The sequence below is a fragment of the Dyadobacter endophyticus genome (assembly GCF_014641595.1).
GTDB classification, from domain to species: Bacteria; Bacteroidota; Bacteroidia; order Cytophagales; family Spirosomataceae; genus Dyadobacter; species Dyadobacter endophyticus.
The window spans coordinates 1,628,842-1,645,290 of sequence record NZ_BMIA01000002.1 but is presented as its reverse complement, the minus strand read 5'-3'; the positions used below and the strand labels follow the sequence as shown (position 1 = coordinate 1,645,290).

Below are 16,449 nucleotides of genomic sequence, written 5' to 3'. Positions count from 1 at the left end.
TCGGGATTATCCTCAATCTGAGAGTAATCATGTCAAAAGTACGTATTACACAAGTTAAGAGCACAATTGACCGTCCTGAAAGACAAAAACTGACGATTAAAGCGTTGGGTCTTGGTAAACTGAACCGGTCTGTTGAGAAAGAAAACAGCGATGCCATTGCAGGAATGATCCGCAAGGTAAGCCACTTGGTTAAAGTCGAAGAAATCTAATATTCCAATAGTATGAATTTAAGTTCATTAAAACCGGCTGCTGGTTCCGTTAAGGTAGGAAAGCGGGTTGGACGTGGTCAGGGCTCAGGAAAAGGGGGCACTGCTGCACGTGGACACAAAGGAGCGCAGTCGCGTTCAGGTTACAGCCGCAAGCTGGGCTTCGAAGGTGGTCAGATGCCTCTTCAAAGACGTTTGCCGAAATTCGGTTTCAACAACATCAATCGCGTTGAATACAAGGCGTTGAACCTGGACGCAATCCAGGCATTGGTTGAAAAAACCGGAGTTGCGGTAGTAACGTTGGATCTGATTCGTGAAAATGGTCTCAGCGCAAAGAATGACCTGGTTAAAATCCTTAACCGTGGCCAAATCTCTTCTGCTGTTGAAGTTCAGGCTCATGGGTTTTCCGCATCGGCTATCGAGTCGATCGAGAAGGCAGGTGGCAAAGCAGTTAAATTGTAATTTAGCTGCGATACCCGACAGAATTTGTTTACTTTGAACAGAGCGTTGTAAGCCCAGAAGATGAAACGATTTTTAGAGACAATAAAACACATATTTGCAATTGAGGAGTTGAGAACACGTATTCTCAACACTCTTTTGTTTATAACGATCTTCCGGTTGGGGTCTTACGTTGCGTTGCCAGGTGTTGAGCCTGATCAAATGAATGTATCCACTCAGGGATTGTTGGGGTTGCTGGATACTTTCTTAGGTGGCGCTTTTAGCAAAGCGTCCATTTTTGCGTTGGGTATCATGCCTTACATTTCTGCTTCCATTGCCATCCAGCTGTTGACTATGGCGCTGCCATATTTCCAGAAAATGCAGAAGGAGGGGGAATCAGGACGTAAGAAACTGAACCAAATTACCCGGGTTCTGACTATCGTTGTTACACTTGTTCAAGGTACTGCTTATTTGAATACTACTGTACCTGACGAGGCTCTTCTGGTTTCCAGAAGCATGTTCACCATTTCGTCGGTATTCGTATTGACAGCGGGTACCATGTTCTGTATGTGGCTCGGTGAAAGAATCACAGACAAGGGTATTGGTAACGGTATTTCGATGCTGATCATGATCGGTATCGTTTCGCGTTTTCCTGGTGCGATCTACAAAGAGTTCGTATCAAGAGGTAGCGGAGGAATTCTGATTTTTGTATTGGAAATTGTCGCCCTGTACTTTGTAATTATGGGTGCCGTGATGTTGACCCAGGCTGTTCGTCGTATCCCTATCCAGTATGCTAAGCAGGTGGTAGGTAACCGCGTAATGGGAGGTCAGCGTCAATATCTTCCATTGAAATTGAATGCAGCAGGTGTAATGCCTATCATTTTCGCACAGGCTTTGATGTTTATCCCTTCATTGGGCGCATCTTATTTTGCTGAGAAAAGTGATTTCGCCAGCAACGTAGCAACGATTTTCGCTAACTACACGACCTGGCAATACAACCTCCTGTTCGCAGTATTGATTATTGTTTTTACGTTCTTCTATACCGCAATTTCGGTGAACCCTCAGCAGATTGCTGATGACATGAAACGAGGAGGTGGATTTATCCCCGGTGTTAAACCAGGTCAGCAAACATCTGAATACATCAGCTCTGTGCTCGACCGTATCACCTTCCCTGGCGCGTTGATGCTGGCGGTTGTTGCAACATTGCCTGCATTTGCAAGTCTTTTGGGAATCTCGACAGACTTTGCTCACTTCTTCGGAGGAACTTCGTTGCTGATCATGGTAGGTGTGGTTCTGGATACCTTGCAACAGGTGGAAAGCTATCTACTCATGCGTCGTTATGAAGGATTGATGAAGTCGGGTCGTGTAAAAGGACGGACCGAGAGCGTAGCAATCTGAAATGATTTATCTTAAAACAGAAGAGGAAATCAACCTGATAAAGGTTAGTGCTCAAGTGCTCGGCAAGGCACACGCGGAAGTAGCTACCTGGGTAAAACCTGGTGTTACAACCGGAAAGTTGGATGCGGTTGCTGAGGAGTACATCAGAGATAACGGTGGGATCCCTTCATTCAAGGGATTCAACAAATTTCCAGCCTCTCTTTGTATATCGGTTAATGAAGTAGTAGTCCACGGGATCCCCGGGGGCTACGTGCTAAAAGAGGGGGACATCGTTTCCATCGACTGCGGGGTCAAGCTGAATGGCTATCATAGCGACAGCGCGTACACTTACCCGGTGGGAGAGGTTTCCAAAGAAGTGATGAATCTTCTTACTGCAACCAAGAAGTCCCTGTACAGGGGAATCGAGCAAGCGGTAGATGGCCTTCGGATCGGTGATATTGGCCACGCAGTGCAAAGTTATGTTGAAGACCGTGGCTATACAGTGGTGAGGGAGTTGGTAGGGCATGGAGTGGGCAGAGATCTGCACGAAGCTCCGGAAGTACCAAACTACGGTAAACGAGGCAAAGGAATACGGTTGAGAGAAGGCATGGTTTTAGCGATCGAGCCGATGATCAACCTAGGAGCGAAAGCAGTGGTGCAGGAGCGCGACGGCTGGACGATCCGGACTAATGACAGAAAGTATTCCGCGCATTTCGAACACACCGTAGTAGTGCGGAAAGGAAAGGCAGAGATTCTGACAACATTCGATTACATTGAAAAAGTGACGGCCAACACCAGCCTTATGGTTGAAGTACAGTAACAAACGCTACGAATGGCAAAACAAGCATCAATCGAACAAGACGGAGTAATTCTCGAAGCATTGTCAAACGCAATGTTTCGTGTTGTATTAGAGAATAAGCATGAAGTTATAGCGCATATCTCCGGTAAAATGAGAATGCACTATATCAAAATATTGCCGGGTGACAGAGTAAAACTAGAAATGTCTCCTTACGACCTATCGAAAGCCCGGATTACATATCGGTACAAGTAAGGGGATCGATTACCTTAAATTAACACTAAGTTTAATCAGATGAAAGTCAAAGCATCAGTAAAGAAACGCAGCGAAGACTGCAAGGTTATCCGCCGGAAGGGTAAAGTGTATGTGATTAACAAGAAAAACCCACGGTATAAACAAAGACAAGGATAATAATTATGGCACGTATTGCAGGAGTAGACATTCCAGATCGCAAAAGAGGCGAAATCTCATTGACTTATATTTTCGGGATCGGCCGTAGCTCGGCTAAGAAAATCCTCGAAAAGGCAGGTGTTGATTTGAACAAAAAAGTGATCGATTGGTCAGACGAAGAGTCTGGCGCGATCCGTGGAGTTATTGCCGGGGAATTTAAAGTAGAAGGCGCTCTTAAGTCTGAAGTACAGTTGAGCATTAAGCGTCTTATGGATATTGCTTGTTATCGTGGCCTCCGTCACCGTAAGGGATTGCCTTTGCGTGGTCAGAGAACGAAAAACAACTCACGTACTCGTAAGGGTAAACGCAAAACAATCGCTAACAAGAAAAAGGCTACTAAATAATAAAGTGAGCGGTGGAGCGATCCACAACTTATTCCAACAGCAATGGCACAGAATAAAAGAAAAGATAAAGCTAAGAAGAGAGTGGTTGTTGTGGAACCTGTTGGTCAGGTACACATCAAAGCTTCTTTCAATAATATCATCATCTCAATTACAAACAGCAACGGACAAGTTATTTCTTGGGGTTCTGCGGGTAAAATGGGATTCCGTGGTTCTAAGAAGAACACTCCATACGCAGCACAAACTGCTGCACAGAGCGCTGCGCAAGTGGCATTCGACCTCGGAATGCGTAAAGCTGAGGTTTTCGTGAAAGGACCAGGATCAGGCCGTGAGTCTGCGATCCGTACCATCCAGAATGCAGGTATCGAAGTGACCACTATCCGTGATATCACTCCGCTTCCGCACAACGGATGCCGTCCTCCAAAACGTCGTAGAGTATAGTAGTAAGTACCGAATAGGTACCCATTCGTAATTTGGACACTGGGGTTACAGAATGGTTTTTTTCAATTTTAGTTAACAAAAAGTTTTAATGGCACGTTACACAGGTCCCAAAACCAAAATCGCAAGACGTTACGGAGAACCCATCATGGGTCCAAGCAAAGCGCTTGCAAAGAAAAATTACCCTGCCGGAATGCACGGAAAGGGTCGTCGGTCGAAGAAGTCAGAGTACGCTCTGCAATTGGCTGAGAAACAAAAGGTGAAATTCATCTACGGTATTCTTGAAAGACAATTCCGTAGCTTGTTTGAGAAAGCTTCTGTTAAAGCAGGTCTTACAGGTGAAAACCTTTTGAGATATTGTGAAGCTCGTCTGGATAATACAGTTTACCGTTTGGGTATTGCTCCAACTCGCCGCGCTGCTCGTCAGCTCGTTTCGCACAAGCATATCCTTGTTGACGGAGAGATCGTAAACATCCCCTCTTACTCATTGCGCCCAGGACAGGTTGTAACTGTTCGTGAGAAGTCTAAATCTCTCGAAGCTGTTACAGATAGCCTTGCAGGACATAGCGCAAAAGGTTTCAACTGGTTGGAGTGGGACGGTCAGCAATTGTCTGGCAAGTTTGTTACATTCCCCGACCGCGAGTCAATCCCAGAAAACATCAACGAACAGCTGATCGTTGAGTTGTATTCTAAATAATAATCTTCATATTACATGCACTCCCCGAATATTCGGGGTAGTGCTTTTTTTGCTGGCAACAGCGCAATTTTTGCGATCGCAAAGGTAAGGTAGCGTGATCAACTATCATTTACTACTATAAAAGGAGCAAGGACTATGTCAATATTAGCTTTCCAAATGCCTGATAAGGTCGTCATGGAGAAAGCAGACGACTTTCACGGGTTGTTTGAGTTTAAGCCTTTAGAGAAAGGATACGGCGTAACCATTGGTAATGCGTTGCGTAGAATTCTCCTTTCATCTTTGGAAGGCTATGCCATCACGAGTGTGAAGTTCCCAGGCGTGCTTCACGAATTTTCTTCTATCGAAGGTATAGTTGAGGATGTTACGGAAATCATCCTGAACCTTAAAATGGTTCGTTTTAAAAAAGTTTCTGACCTGAGTGAGAGTAGGATCGTAGTAAACCTCAAAAATGTTTCCGTCATCACTGCCGGCGACATTGGCAAGTTTACAAGCGCATTTGAGGTTCTGAATCCGGACCAGGTCATTTGCCATATAGATGATCAGAAGGAGTTCGAAATGGAACTTCTCCTGGATAAAGGTAGAGGCTACGTGCCGGCAGACGAACCACGGGCCAATGAGCTTCCGTTCGGCTACATCGCGGTAGACTCGATTTATACGCCTATCAAAAATGTGAAATACAGCGTTGAAAACACGCGTGTTGAACAGCGTACCGACTACGAACGTCTTTTGATCGACATCCAAACCGATGGTTCAATCCACCCGGAAGATGCATTGAAAGGTGCTGCCAATATTCTGATCCAACACTTCATGCTGTTCTCTGACCAAACGATGACGTTTGAGAAGCAGAAAGCTGAGGAGGACAATCAGGTTGATGAGGAAATGCTACGTATGAGAAAACTGTTGAAGACTTCATTGTCTGAACTGGATCTGTCCGTACGCGCTTACAACTGTCTGAAATCTGCGGACGTGAAAACTTTGGGTGACCTGGTAAGACTGGAAATTTCTGATATGATGAAATTCCGGAACTTCGGTAAGAAATCACTCACCGAGTTGGAGCAATTAGTAGCCGACAAACAGCTCACATTTGGAATGGACGTGTCGAAGTACCGTCTGGACGAGGATTAATTAAATTCCATCATAAGTATGTATTCTGTAGCGCGCTAACCGCGCCGCTCGAAGCAACTAAACAACAAAACAATGAGACACGGTAAAAAGGACAATCACTTAGGAAGAACCGCATCACACCGCAAGGCGATGCTTTCAAACATGGCTTCCTCTTTGATCCTTCACAAAAGAATTGAAACAACCCTGGCTAAGGCAAAAGAACTTCGTAAGTTCGTTGAGCCCCTGCTGACTCGTGCGAAAGAAGATACTACCCACAACAGAAGGATAGCATTCTCTTACCTGAACGACAAAGAATCGACAAAAGAGCTTTTCGGAATCGTTTCAGACAAAATCGCATCTCGCCCGGGTGGTTACACTCGTATCATCAAATTGGGTAACCGTTTGGGTGACGCGGCTGAAACTGCGCTGATCGAGCTGGTTGATTTCAACGATGCACTGTTGCTTGCCAATGCCGACAAACCTGCTAAGACTCGTCGCAGTAGAAGAGGTGGTAAGAAAGAAGGGGCTGTTGAAGCTGCTCCTGTTAAAAAAGAAGATCATCCGATCGTAGCGGAAACTGAGGCTCCGGCTGAAGAAGAAGCTCCGAAAACAGAGGAAACACCAGGCGAAACTGAAAAGGAATAGTTTGGAGATCGGAAATTGAAATATAGGAAAAGGGTTGAACGGTTTCGTTTAACCCTTTTTTATGAGTGAAAATTCGTATTTTTGCACCAAAATTGAACCGGCAGCCTCGAAATGGCGTAAAACAGCCCGGAAAACAGATTAAACCATAATATGAATCAGAAAAAGGAAGCTCTGTTGTTGCTAGAAGACGGAACAGCATACAAAGGACTCGCTTTGGGTAAAAGTGGAACCACCGGTGGCGAGATTTGCTTTAACACGGGCATGACCGGCTATCAGGAGATCTACACAGACCCTTCCTATTACGGTCAGATTATCGTAAACACCAACTCGCACATCGGTAACTACGGTGTTCAGTTGGAAGACGAGGAGGAATCTGGCTCGGTAAAGATCCGCGGGATGGTTTGTAACACATTCTCACAGATCTATTCACGCGACACCGCTGATTTCTCTCTGCAAGAGTATTTCGAAAGGGCAAACATCGTCGGCATCAGCAATGTGGACACGCGCCACCTCGTACGCCACGTACGTGAGAAGGGGGTAATGAACGCCATTATCTCTTCCGAGATCCTCGATGAAGTGGAACTGATGAAAGAATTGAAGAAAGTCCCTTCGATGGACGGACTGGAACTTTCTTCGGAAGTGACAACCGAGGAGCCATACTTCATGGGCGACGAAGCCACTGCGAAATTCCGCGTTGCTGTAATGGATTATGGTATCAAGAAAAGCATTCTGCTTAACCTGACTCAGAGAGGCTGCTATTGCAAGGTTTTCCCTGCAAAAACATCCTACGAAGAGGTATTGCAATGGAATCCGGATGGTTTCTTCATCTCGAACGGCCCCGGTGATCCTTCTGCAATGGCATATGCGGTTGAAAACGTAACCCAAATGGTAGAAACGGCTAAGCCGCTTTTTGGTATCTGTCTAGGCCACCAGTTGCTGGCGCTTTCGAGCGGAATCAATACTTACAAAATGCACCACGGCCACCGCGGGTTGAACCATCCGGTGAAAAACCTGATCACAGGTCTTTGCGAGATCACTTCGCAAAACCATGGTTTCGCCGTGAAACCTGACGAGATCGAAAGCCACCCTGACATCGAGGTTACGCACATTAACCTGAACGATAAGACGATCGAAGGTATCCGCAGAAAGGATTACCCGGCATTCTCGGTGCAGTACCACCCGGAAGCATCGCCAGGTCCGCACGATTCACGTTACTTGTTCGACGAGTTTATTAAGTTGCTGGAAGCAAGCAAATCATAAAAGCAGAAAAGTCCCTCCACGTAATGCGGAGGGACTTTTTGTTTGTGTTAATATCGAGTTATAGCTGCGAATCCAGTAACGAGCGGAATTCCTTTTCTTCCATAAAACCATTCTTGCGCATAACGAGCTTTCCGTTTTTATAAAGGAGAAATGCGGGGATTTCGTCAACGCCCAGCTCTTTTACTAATGCTTTATTGGGGTCAAAAGCGATCGTTTCAATTTTAGCCTTTCCTGAATATTCCTTTTGCAGCTTGTTAACGGTAGGGAGCATTTTCACGCAGGGCGGGCACCACTTGGCGTGAATGTCGATGAGGACGACCTTTTCGGAGTTTATGATTTTGTTAAATTCCGCGGTGCTCATGCCTTTCACACCTGCTTTGTTGGCACCCTCAACGGCCTTGCCGGAGGTATTCCATTTCAGGTAGCCGCCTTTCATATCGTAAACTTCCCCGAAACCGCTTTCATGCAATGCAGTCGCCGCGGCTGCGCTTCTTCCACCCGAGAGGCAATACACGTACACGGGCTTGCTCTTATCGAGTTTGGCAATTTTTTCCTTAAATGATGGACTTTTATAATCGACATTCGCGGCATTTGCCAAATGGCCCTCGCCATACTCGTCGGGTGTACGTACATCCAGGAGCTGGGCGTCGCCGGATTTGGCCAGCTGTTTTTCGAATTCTTCCGTAGTGAGCTGTTTCTGAGCTTGTAATGCAAGAGGTGAGCTTAATAATGCGATGGTCAGAATATGGGTTAATTTCATAGTAAATGGTGTGGTTGACTTGACCGTAAATTTAGCCTAAAATGAATCGGAGTTTATGGATGACCATTTTTTTTGCGTTATTTTGTAGCGTTAACCATATTCCAATTTAATTAAACCACAAGCTGCAAATGAGTACGATTCAGTCAGTACATGCAAGACAAATTCTGGATTCAAGAGGAAACCCTACAATAGAAGTTGATATTCGTACCGAGAATGGTTACCTGGGACGCGCTGCGGTTCCTTCCGGAGCTTCTACCGGTAAGCACGAGGCCGTAGAGCTTCGCGACGACGACAAAAGCGTTTACGTTGGAAAAGGAGTTTTGAAAGCGGTTGAAAATGTAAACGACATCATTTTCCCTGAACTGATCGGTTGCTCCGTATTCGAGCAGAACCTTGTTGATAAAATCATGCTGGAACTGGATGGCACGCCTAACAAAGCGAAGCTTGGCGCTAATGCTATCCTGGGTGTTTCTTTGGCCGTTGCGAAAGCTGCTGCACAGGAAGCAAACCTTCCATTGTACCGCTACGTAGGTGGTACCAACGCAAATACATTGCCGGTACCGATGATGAACATCCTGAACGGAGGTAGCCACGCGGATAACTCCATCGATTTCCAGGAGTTCATGATCATGCCTGTAAAAGCGGATACATTCTCGCAATCATTGCGCATGGGTGTTGAGGTTTTCCATACGTTGAAAACTGTTTTGAAAAGCAAAGGCTACTCTACCAACGTTGGTGACGAAGGTGGTTTCGCTCCAAATATCAAATCCAACGAAGAGGCGATCGAGGTTGTTCTTCAGGCAATTGAAAAAGCGGGTTATAAGCCAGGCGAAGACATCTTCATCGCTATGGACGCAGCTGTTTCTGAATTCTACGAAAACGGCCTCTACCACTTCAAAAAATCGGATGGCCGCAAGTTGAGCTCTGACGAAATGGCTGACTACTGGGCTCAGTGGGTTGCTAAATACCCGATCATCTCCATCGAAGACGGTATGGACGAAGACGACTGGGCAGGTTGGAAAACTTTGACAGACGCCGTGGGCCACAAAACCCAGCTGGTAGGTGACGACTTGTTCGTAACCAACGTAACCCGGCTGCAACAAGGTATCGAATCACAAATCGCTAACGCGGTGTTGGTGAAAGTAAACCAGATCGGTTCTTTGACTGAAACCATCGATACTGTAAACCTTGCAAAACGCAACAGCTATAAGAGCATTATGTCGCACCGTTCAGGTGAAACAGAAGATTCGACGATCGCTGACCTTGCGGTTGCATTGAACACAGGCCAGATCAAAACCGGTTCGGCTTCACGTTCTGACCGTATGGCGAAATACAACCAGCTTCTCCGCATCGAAGAAGAACTGGGCGAAAGCGCTTACTTCCCTGGATTGAAATTCTAATCAAACCATTAAAGAGCCGGAGCCCAGCGCTCCGGTTCTTGTTTAAGGGTATTTCAAATATGAAAAACCACTCATTCTGGTCTCTGCACACATTAAAGAACTTCTATATCGCCACGTTCGTCGTGTGGCTGATATGGATATTGTTCCTCGACAACAACAATATCCGGGTCGTGATGTCGAACCGGATGAAGATGAAGGACCTGGAAAAGGAGAAAGCGATTCTCCAGGACAAGATCAGGGACGTCAAAAAAGAGCGGAATGAGGTTTTCGGAAATCCCAGAATGCTTGAAAAATGGGCGCGCGAGAAGTTTATGATGCGCCGGCCCAACGAAGAAGTCTATGTGATTGTGGACGAAAACAATCAGCCAATCGAAAGCAAAAAGGAAGAGTAAGTTGTTACTCTCTTAAATATCATCTTAATTTCAGAATACATTGAGCAAGAAAGTCATCCTCATTATCATGGACGGCTGGGGGATCGCCAAATCCGGCGAGGAGAACCGTTCCGCCGTTTTAGCGGCGAATACCCCTTTCTACGATTCCATTCTTCAAAAATATCCGCATAGCAAGCTCGAAGCGAGTGGTCTGGCTGTCGGCCTTCCCGACGGACAAATGGGTAATTCCGAAGTAGGCCATACCAATCTCGGTGCCGGTCGTGTGGTTTATCAGGATCTGGTAAAAATAAACCTCGCGGTAACCGAGGGCACGCTCGGACAGGAGCCCGCGCTCACGCAGGCGCTCGACTACGCGAAAACTGAGGGTAAGAAAATACATTTCATTGGCCTGGTTTCCGACGGCGGTGTGCACTCACATATCGACCATTTGAAAGGCCTTTGCCAAATCGCTGCTAACCGTGGTTTGAGCGACGTATTCGTTCATGCATTCACAGATGGTCGAGATACCGACCCAAAGAGCGGATTAGGCTTCCTGACCGAATTGAACGAATCGATGGCGCAGAGTACCGGCCGTATTGCCAGCATTACTGGCCGGTATTACGCAATGGACCGCGATAAGCGCTGGGAACGTGTGAAATTGGCCTACGACGCCATGGTACACGGCGAGGGTAAGCACGTACCTGCGGCAGACGTTTTGAAAGCCGTACAGGCTTCCTACGAAGAAGGCGTTACCGACGAATTCATCACGCCGATCATCGCAACGAATGCCGACGGTTCTCCGCTCGCATTGATCCAGGATGGCGACGTGGTACTTTGCTTCAACTTCCGCACCGACCGCGGCCGTGAAATCACCGAGGTACTTACCCAGCAGGATTTCCACGAGCAGAATATGCACAAGCTCAATTTGAAATACATCACCATGACCAACTATGATGATACTTTCAAAGGAGTGGATGTGATTTTTGATAAGGATAATCTAAATAACACGTTAGGCGAAGTGCTTGAAGGAGCGGGTAAGAAGCAGATCCGGATAGCCGAAACCGAAAAATATCCGCACGTTACATTCTTCTTCTCGGGAGGCCGTGAAAAACCTTTCGAAGGCGAGAGCCGCTTGCTTTGCCCGTCTCCGAAAGTGGCTACCTACGACTTGCAACCCGAAATGTCGGCATTCGACATCCGCGACGCGATCGTGCCTGAACTGGTGAAAGAGGAAGTGGATTTCGTGTGTCTCAACTTCGCTAACCCGGATATGGTAGGTCATACAGGCGTTTTTGAAGCAGCTGTGAAAGCTTGTGAAACGGTTGACCAATGCGTGCAGGCCGTAGTAACGACCGGTCTGGACCACGGCTACTCTTCAATCATCATTGCCGACCATGGTAATTCGGATTATATGTCGAACGACGACGGATCGCCCAATACCGCGCATTCATTGAACCTCGTGCCGTGTATTCTGGTCGATAACGAATATCGGAAACCAATCAACAATGGTAAGCTGGCCGACATCGCGCCGACCGTTCTTGCATTGATGGGGATCGCTCAACCTGCGGAAATGACAGGTACAAGCATTCTCTAAACTTTCAGGCATCTATTGATGTTAACCAACAGAGAGTCCGGCGGGCTCTCTGTTTTTTTAGCCATATCCGAAATCCATGAATTACCGCTCCCTTACCATTGTTACAGCCATTCTCCTTTTTTCATTGGTTTCCTGTCGCCTGGAGGAAGCCCGCGACGATGCCCCTAAGCTTTATTACGATCTAAAAGGTTTTATCGAGAATCAAATCGTGTATTTGAATGAGAAGAAACCGGAAGTCAGCAAAACGGCGGTTTTAGGAACCAAGCGTGAAGTTTCGAAGACACGTGAGGTGGATTGGAAGAAGGAACTCGAACTCTTCGTGCAAGCGGATATTAACAAACCTTCCTATCGCCAGAGTTACGAGGTCGTCCGGAACGGTCCATTGCATTATGAATACCGCCTTAAAACCGGCATTGATCTGCCGGTCGCTTATCTAAAAGTCGATACTGACTCGGTGTTGAAGCAACCTTTGCACGTCGAGGCATTGATCCATACGAAGAATAAAATTTATAATTCAGAAAAGAGGGTGGTCCTGGATGCACGCAAACTTAATAACCTTCTGCAAGTAAGCGCTTATGAGGTAACCGGCTACCAGAAGCTCATCTTCGTCGAGAAAAAGGAATTCGGCATTCGGGGGGAAATAGGACTTTGACGGGCTTATTGCATTATTTTCTATGTACCTCTACACCATATTTTGTGGTAACATTACCCAATTTTCTAATTGCAAGTTTTAGATAGCCAACGGTTTGTAGGAATTTTCAGATTCAAAAAATGTTAATTAAAAAGTGCCAAATTTATGATAATGAGGCTCTTTTTTGCATTTCAGGTGCATTTAACGATTTTGTTAACTTGGCCATTTTGAGCCGTAGGCATTGAGCGGCACAGAATTGTTTGATGTGATATCAGAACTGCATGTAGACCCGGATATGATTTTTAACCTGTCTCATGGAAAACTAAATCACACAAGTAAAACTTAATATCAATGCAACAAGAACAGAAAAATAAGCAAAGCATAGCCTGGGCAATGGTAGTTGTCTTGGGGCTAGCAACAGCCATGTTCGGCTACTTGTTCACAACTCAGAAACAAGAGTTGACCCAGCAGGAGTCGATGGTAGTCGAAAAAGCAAGAGAGTTGGCTGTGACCAAAACTAAACTGGATTCTATTTCGACGGTATTGGACGCCAAAATTGCGGAAGTTGAAAAATTGGGCGGTGATGTTACTGAGCTGACCAAGATGAAAGAGAAACTCGAAGCTGACAAGGTAGCATTCAGCCGCAGCAGAAGAGTGGAAACCAACAAATATCTCGGAAAGATCAAGGAATACGAGAAATTCCTGACAGAAAAGGACGAGATGATCGCACAGTTGAAAGCTGAGAATGAGCACCTGGTAGCAAGCAACGATTCCCTGCACACACACGTAGGAACGCTTACCAGCGAACGTGAGCGATTGGTACAACGCCAGGCTGAACTGACCGACTCTGTAACCACTTTTACTGCGGCTAACAAAGAGTTGAGCGCGAAAGTGAGCAAAGCAGCGTCCCTGAAAGCACAGAATTTGAAAGTGCTGACTGTTAATTCAAGGGGTAAAACCAAAGAACGCGAGGAATACAAAGCGAGCCGCGTTGACAAGCTGAAACTGGTTTTCAATCTTCCGGAAAACGAGTTGACTGCCCAGGAGCCCAAAGATATTTATGTGCGGGTACTTGATCCCGACGGAGCAGTTGTAGCTGACGATGCTACTGGCTCAGGTGAGTTTGAAATCGATGGCGCACCATCTAAATTTACAACCCGCGAGTCGATTGCTTATCAGAACAACAACCAGAAAGTGGAGATGTTGTACGATAATGCTAACAAGTTCCGCCCAGGAAAATACAATGTGGAGCTGTATGCGGAAGGATATAAAATTGGTGGCGGTAATTTCACCATCAAAAAGTAAGATATAACTTCACACCATGCATAGCTATAAGGCCGCTGATCAACGATCAGCGGCCTTTCTTTTTGATTAAGGCTTATTCGTTTGCGCATTGATAATGTCGATGAAATGGCGCAGCTCCTCGGTCCGTTGCGGACCGGATTCGGGGTAGGTCATTTTCATCTTTTTCAACTCCTCGGCGACGATTTTCGCGACGGTCAGGCGGAGATTCTTTTTATCATCGGCAGGGATTACATACCAAGGCGCTTTATTGGTAGCCGTCTCATTGATCGCATCCTCGTAAGCCTGCATATATTCAGCCCATTGGTCGCGAACTTTCACATCCTGCTCCTCAAATTTCCAGTTTTTGGATGGGTCTTGAATACGCTCGATGAGCCGCTTTGCCTGTTCCTCTTTTGAAACATTGAGGAAGAATTTGATTACACGGATACCATTACGGAAAAGGTATTTTTCCAGGTTGCGGATATCGGAATAGCGGTGTTTCCAAAGCTTATCCAGATCCTCCGTCAACTCCACTGGTAAGCGTTGCGATTGCGTCAGGATTTCGGGCTGCACTTTTACTACCAGTACTTCTTCATAATAACTGCGGTTGAAAATCGTGATAGTACCGCGCTGAGGCAACACCTGGTTCGTCCGCCAGAGAAAATCGTGGCCCAGTTCGGTCTCTGTCGGCCTCTTAAATGAATGGATTTTCACACCTACCGGATTAACTCCCGAAAGTACGTGCTTGATGGTCCCGTCTTTGCCGGCAGCGTCCATTGCCTGGAAAATCACCAGGAGGCCGTATCGGTTGTGCGCGTACATCATGCTCTGCAACTCGTCGAGCTCTTTGGCCGATTCTTCCTGCATGGCCTCGTACTCGGCCTTGTCGGCGTAAATATCTTTGAACTTCGTTTTAGCCTTACTAATGTCAAATTTCTTGCTACCGTCGTAGCGATAATCATCCGAGTTAAAGTCCGACATGTCCGTACGATTTAATGTGAATTAAAAAGGTCAATGCTGATCGAGGAAATCAACCAGCGCGGCAAAAGCAATGGAACGATGGCTTATCTGGGATTTTTCCGCCAGGGTCATTTCCGCAAAAGTGCGGTTTTGCCCGTCCGGAATAAACACCGGATCATACCCAAAGCCGCCGGTACCGCGTTTCTCATGGATAATCGTTCCCTGAGCGCGGCCCTCAAATGCATAATATTCATTTCCAAGGCTTAGTGAAATGACTGTGAGGAAGTAGGCACTGCGATCCTCTTCGCCGGATAGCTTATTCAACAGCAGATTGATATTATCGTCATGGCTGCGTTGCGGGCCGGCATAATAGGCCGAATGCACCCCCGGTTCGCCATTCAGTGAAGGAACGACGAGGCCGCTGTCGTCTGCAAAACAGTCGATGCCATATTTTTCGCGGACATAGCTGGATTTGGCCTTAGCATTCTCCTGAATGGTCTCATACGGCTCGGGTATTTCTTCAAAACAGCCGATGTCCGACAATGTCACTAGCTCGAACCTGTTGCCAAGTAAGGCTTGTATTTCTTTGAGTTTGTTCTGGTTGTTTGTTGCAAAGCAAAGTTTCATAGATAGTCACATGATTGAAATGCATTTTACGCAAAAAATAGGTAGGGTTAAATGCCACAAAGGCACGAATTATGCACGAATATGTTTCGTGATAATTCGTGCCTTCGTGGCATTTAATATTTAGTTCAACTATTTCGCAGGAGCAGGAGTCGGAAGCGCAGGGCCAGCCGCTGGCTTAGTGCCTTTTGTAAAGTCGAGTAGTTCCATTTCAAACTGCAATACGGAGTTGCCAGGGATTGGTCCGTATGTTTCGGGCCCGTAAGCAAGCCCCGAAGGGATCAGCAGCAAACCTTTTTCGCCTTTTTTCATCAGGGTGATGCCTTCGTCCCAGCCTGCGATCACCATTCCGGCGCCCACCTGCAGGTCAAGTGGCTTGCCCTGGTTTTTAGAGCTGTCGAATTCTTTGCCGTCGAGGAACTTGCCTGTGTAATGTACTTTCACATTATCGCCGGCCGCAGGGCTTTCGCCTGTACCCTCCGTTTGCGGTACGTAAACAAGGCCGGAAGCCGTTTTTCTGGCTTTTGCTTTCAGGTTGTTCTTAACCAGGTATTCTTCAATCACCTTGGCGTCGATGTCCTTTTGCTTCTTACCGGCCTCAGCCTGTTGCTTCTGGAATTCCTCCGAAGTCAATACGCTGATCACCTTCACGGTGAATGTCAGCTCGGAACCTTTTTTGATCATCGGCGGCATCGGCTGACCGATTTTCGCGAACAAAGTATCGGCATTCACCTGGAACTTGGCGCTGTCGCCAGTTGCGAGCAGGGTAAGGCCTTCTTCGAAACTGCCTTTGTAAGGAGGCGCCTGCAATACCATTTTAACCGGATTTTTCTCTTTATATGTATCGCGGAGCGTAGAGTCGGTTCCATTCTTCAACACCAGGTGGAATGTCATGATATCCCCTAGTTTGGCTTTCCTCGCATCGTCTTCGTGATCGAAAAGCGTGTATTTAAGACCGCTTTCGGTAACCTGCTGACGATGTTGATTGCAAGCGGCTGCGAGAATAGTTATGCCCATCGCATAACCGATTGTTTTTAAATTCATTGGGACGTGTTAATTAGAAGATATTTTAG

General features: G+C 46.5%; 21 protein-coding genes. 17 read left to right on the top strand and 4 right to left on the bottom strand.

The window, feature by feature from the left end; genetic code table 11:
- The first annotated feature begins 29 nt into the window (after positions 1–29).
- The 12 genes from rpmD (at position 30) to carA (ending at position 7,752) form a co-directional block, all read left to right on the top strand.
- The gene (gene rpmD / locus IEY24_RS18965; RefSeq protein ID WP_031528736.1) at positions 30–209 is read left to right on the top strand and encodes a 50S ribosomal protein L30; all 180 of its coding nucleotides are present in this window, start codon (positions 30–32) and stop codon (positions 207–209) included.
- A gap of 12 nt (positions 210–221) precedes the next feature.
- Positions 222–668, top strand: a complete 447-nt coding sequence (gene rplO, locus IEY24_RS18960) for a 50S ribosomal protein L15 (RefSeq protein WP_188934904.1) — start codon at positions 222–224, stop codon at positions 666–668.
- A 60-nt stretch (positions 669–728) separates the two neighbouring features.
- Complete coding sequence (gene secY, locus IEY24_RS18955) at positions 729–2,042, top strand: preprotein translocase subunit SecY (RefSeq protein WP_188934902.1); 1,314 nt, start codon at positions 729–731, stop codon at positions 2,040–2,042.
- 1 nt (position 2,043) lies between these two features.
- The gene (map, locus tag IEY24_RS18950; RefSeq protein ID WP_188934900.1) at positions 2,044–2,841 is read left to right on the top strand and encodes a type I methionyl aminopeptidase; all 798 of its coding nucleotides are present in this window, start codon (positions 2,044–2,046) and stop codon (positions 2,839–2,841) included.
- 12 nt (positions 2,842–2,853) lie between these two features.
- Positions 2,854–3,072, top strand: coding sequence for a translation initiation factor IF-1 (gene infA / locus IEY24_RS18945; RefSeq protein ID WP_015813810.1), 219 nt, complete (start codon positions 2,854–2,856; stop codon positions 3,070–3,072).
- A 39-nt stretch (positions 3,073–3,111) separates the two neighbouring features.
- A complete protein-coding gene (gene ykgO / locus IEY24_RS18940) occupies positions 3,112–3,228 on the top strand; it encodes a type B 50S ribosomal protein L36 (protein ID WP_015813811.1) in 117 nt (38 codons plus the stop codon).
- A 5-nt stretch (positions 3,229–3,233) separates the two neighbouring features.
- Complete coding sequence (gene rpsM, locus IEY24_RS18935; protein ID WP_188934898.1) at positions 3,234–3,611, top strand: 30S ribosomal protein S13; 378 nt, start codon at positions 3,234–3,236, stop codon at positions 3,609–3,611.
- Positions 3,612–3,653: 42 nt separating this feature from the next.
- Positions 3,654–4,049, top strand: coding sequence for a 30S ribosomal protein S11 (gene rpsK / locus IEY24_RS18930; protein ID WP_015813813.1), 396 nt, complete (start codon positions 3,654–3,656; stop codon positions 4,047–4,049).
- 88 nt (positions 4,050–4,137) lie between these two features.
- Entirely contained in the window at positions 4,138–4,743 is a 606-nt protein-coding gene (gene rpsD / locus IEY24_RS18925) for a 30S ribosomal protein S4 (RefSeq protein WP_188934896.1), read from the top strand.
- A 135-nt stretch (positions 4,744–4,878) separates the two neighbouring features.
- Entirely contained in the window at positions 4,879–5,868 is a 990-nt protein-coding gene (locus tag IEY24_RS18920; protein WP_041735400.1) for a DNA-directed RNA polymerase subunit alpha, read from the top strand.
- Positions 5,869–5,940: 72 nt separating this feature from the next.
- Positions 5,941–6,492: a 50S ribosomal protein L17 gene (gene rplQ / locus IEY24_RS18915; protein WP_188934894.1), complete on the top strand. Its 552-nt coding sequence runs from the start codon at positions 5,941–5,943 to the stop codon at positions 6,490–6,492.
- Between the two features lie 150 nt (positions 6,493–6,642).
- Positions 6,643–7,752 (top strand): glutamine-hydrolyzing carbamoyl-phosphate synthase small subunit, encoded by a 1,110-nt coding sequence (carA, locus tag IEY24_RS18910; protein ID WP_188934892.1) that lies wholly within the window; start codon positions 6,643–6,645, stop codon positions 7,750–7,752.
- Positions 7,753–7,810: 58 nt separating this feature from the next.
- On the opposite strand, the gene IEY24_RS18905 is transcribed toward carA, so the two are convergent.
- Positions 7,811–8,512 carry a rhodanese-like domain-containing protein gene (locus IEY24_RS18905; protein ID WP_188934891.1) on the bottom strand — a complete coding sequence of 234 codons (702 nt, stop codon included), beginning with the start codon at positions 8,510–8,512 and terminating at the stop codon, positions 7,811–7,813.
- Between the two features lie 128 nt (positions 8,513–8,640).
- On the opposite strand from IEY24_RS18905, the gene eno reads away from it, so the two are divergent.
- The 5 genes from eno (at position 8,641) to IEY24_RS18880 (ending at position 13,813) form a co-directional block, all read left to right on the top strand.
- The gene (eno, locus tag IEY24_RS18900; RefSeq protein ID WP_188934889.1) at positions 8,641–9,912 is read left to right on the top strand and encodes a phosphopyruvate hydratase; all 1,272 of its coding nucleotides are present in this window, start codon (positions 8,641–8,643) and stop codon (positions 9,910–9,912) included.
- A gap of 59 nt (positions 9,913–9,971) precedes the next feature.
- Positions 9,972–10,304, top strand: coding sequence for an FtsB family cell division protein (locus IEY24_RS18895; protein ID WP_188934887.1), 333 nt, complete (start codon positions 9,972–9,974; stop codon positions 10,302–10,304).
- Positions 10,305–10,344: 40 nt separating this feature from the next.
- Complete coding sequence (gene gpmI / locus IEY24_RS18890) at positions 10,345–11,877, top strand: 2,3-bisphosphoglycerate-independent phosphoglycerate mutase (RefSeq protein ID WP_188934885.1); 1,533 nt, start codon at positions 10,345–10,347, stop codon at positions 11,875–11,877.
- 76 nt (positions 11,878–11,953) lie between these two features.
- Positions 11,954–12,529 (top strand): hypothetical protein, encoded by a 576-nt coding sequence (locus tag IEY24_RS18885; RefSeq protein WP_188934883.1) that lies wholly within the window; start codon positions 11,954–11,956, stop codon positions 12,527–12,529.
- A gap of 330 nt (positions 12,530–12,859) precedes the next feature.
- A complete protein-coding gene (locus IEY24_RS18880) occupies positions 12,860–13,813 on the top strand; it encodes a DUF8428 domain-containing protein (RefSeq protein ID WP_188934881.1) in 954 nt (317 codons plus the stop codon).
- 66 nt (positions 13,814–13,879) lie between these two features.
- Here the strand turns inward: IEY24_RS18880 and IEY24_RS18875 are convergent, their stop codons facing one another.
- The 3 genes from IEY24_RS18875 to IEY24_RS18865 all read right to left on the bottom strand — a co-directional run bounded on the left by IEY24_RS18875 (position 13,880) and on the right by IEY24_RS18865 (position 16,420).
- Entirely contained in the window at positions 13,880–14,773 is an 894-nt protein-coding gene (locus tag IEY24_RS18875; protein WP_188934879.1) for a polyphosphate kinase 2 family protein, read from the bottom strand.
- A 30-nt stretch (positions 14,774–14,803) separates the two neighbouring features.
- Positions 14,804–15,379 (bottom strand): RdgB/HAM1 family non-canonical purine NTP pyrophosphatase, encoded by a 576-nt coding sequence (gene rdgB, locus IEY24_RS18870; RefSeq protein WP_188934878.1) that lies wholly within the window; start codon positions 15,377–15,379, stop codon positions 14,804–14,806.
- Between the two features lie 129 nt (positions 15,380–15,508).
- The gene (locus IEY24_RS18865) at positions 15,509–16,420 is read right to left on the bottom strand and encodes an FKBP-type peptidyl-prolyl cis-trans isomerase (protein WP_188934876.1); all 912 of its coding nucleotides are present in this window, start codon (positions 16,418–16,420) and stop codon (positions 15,509–15,511) included.
- Positions 16,421–16,449: the final 29 nt, after the last annotated feature.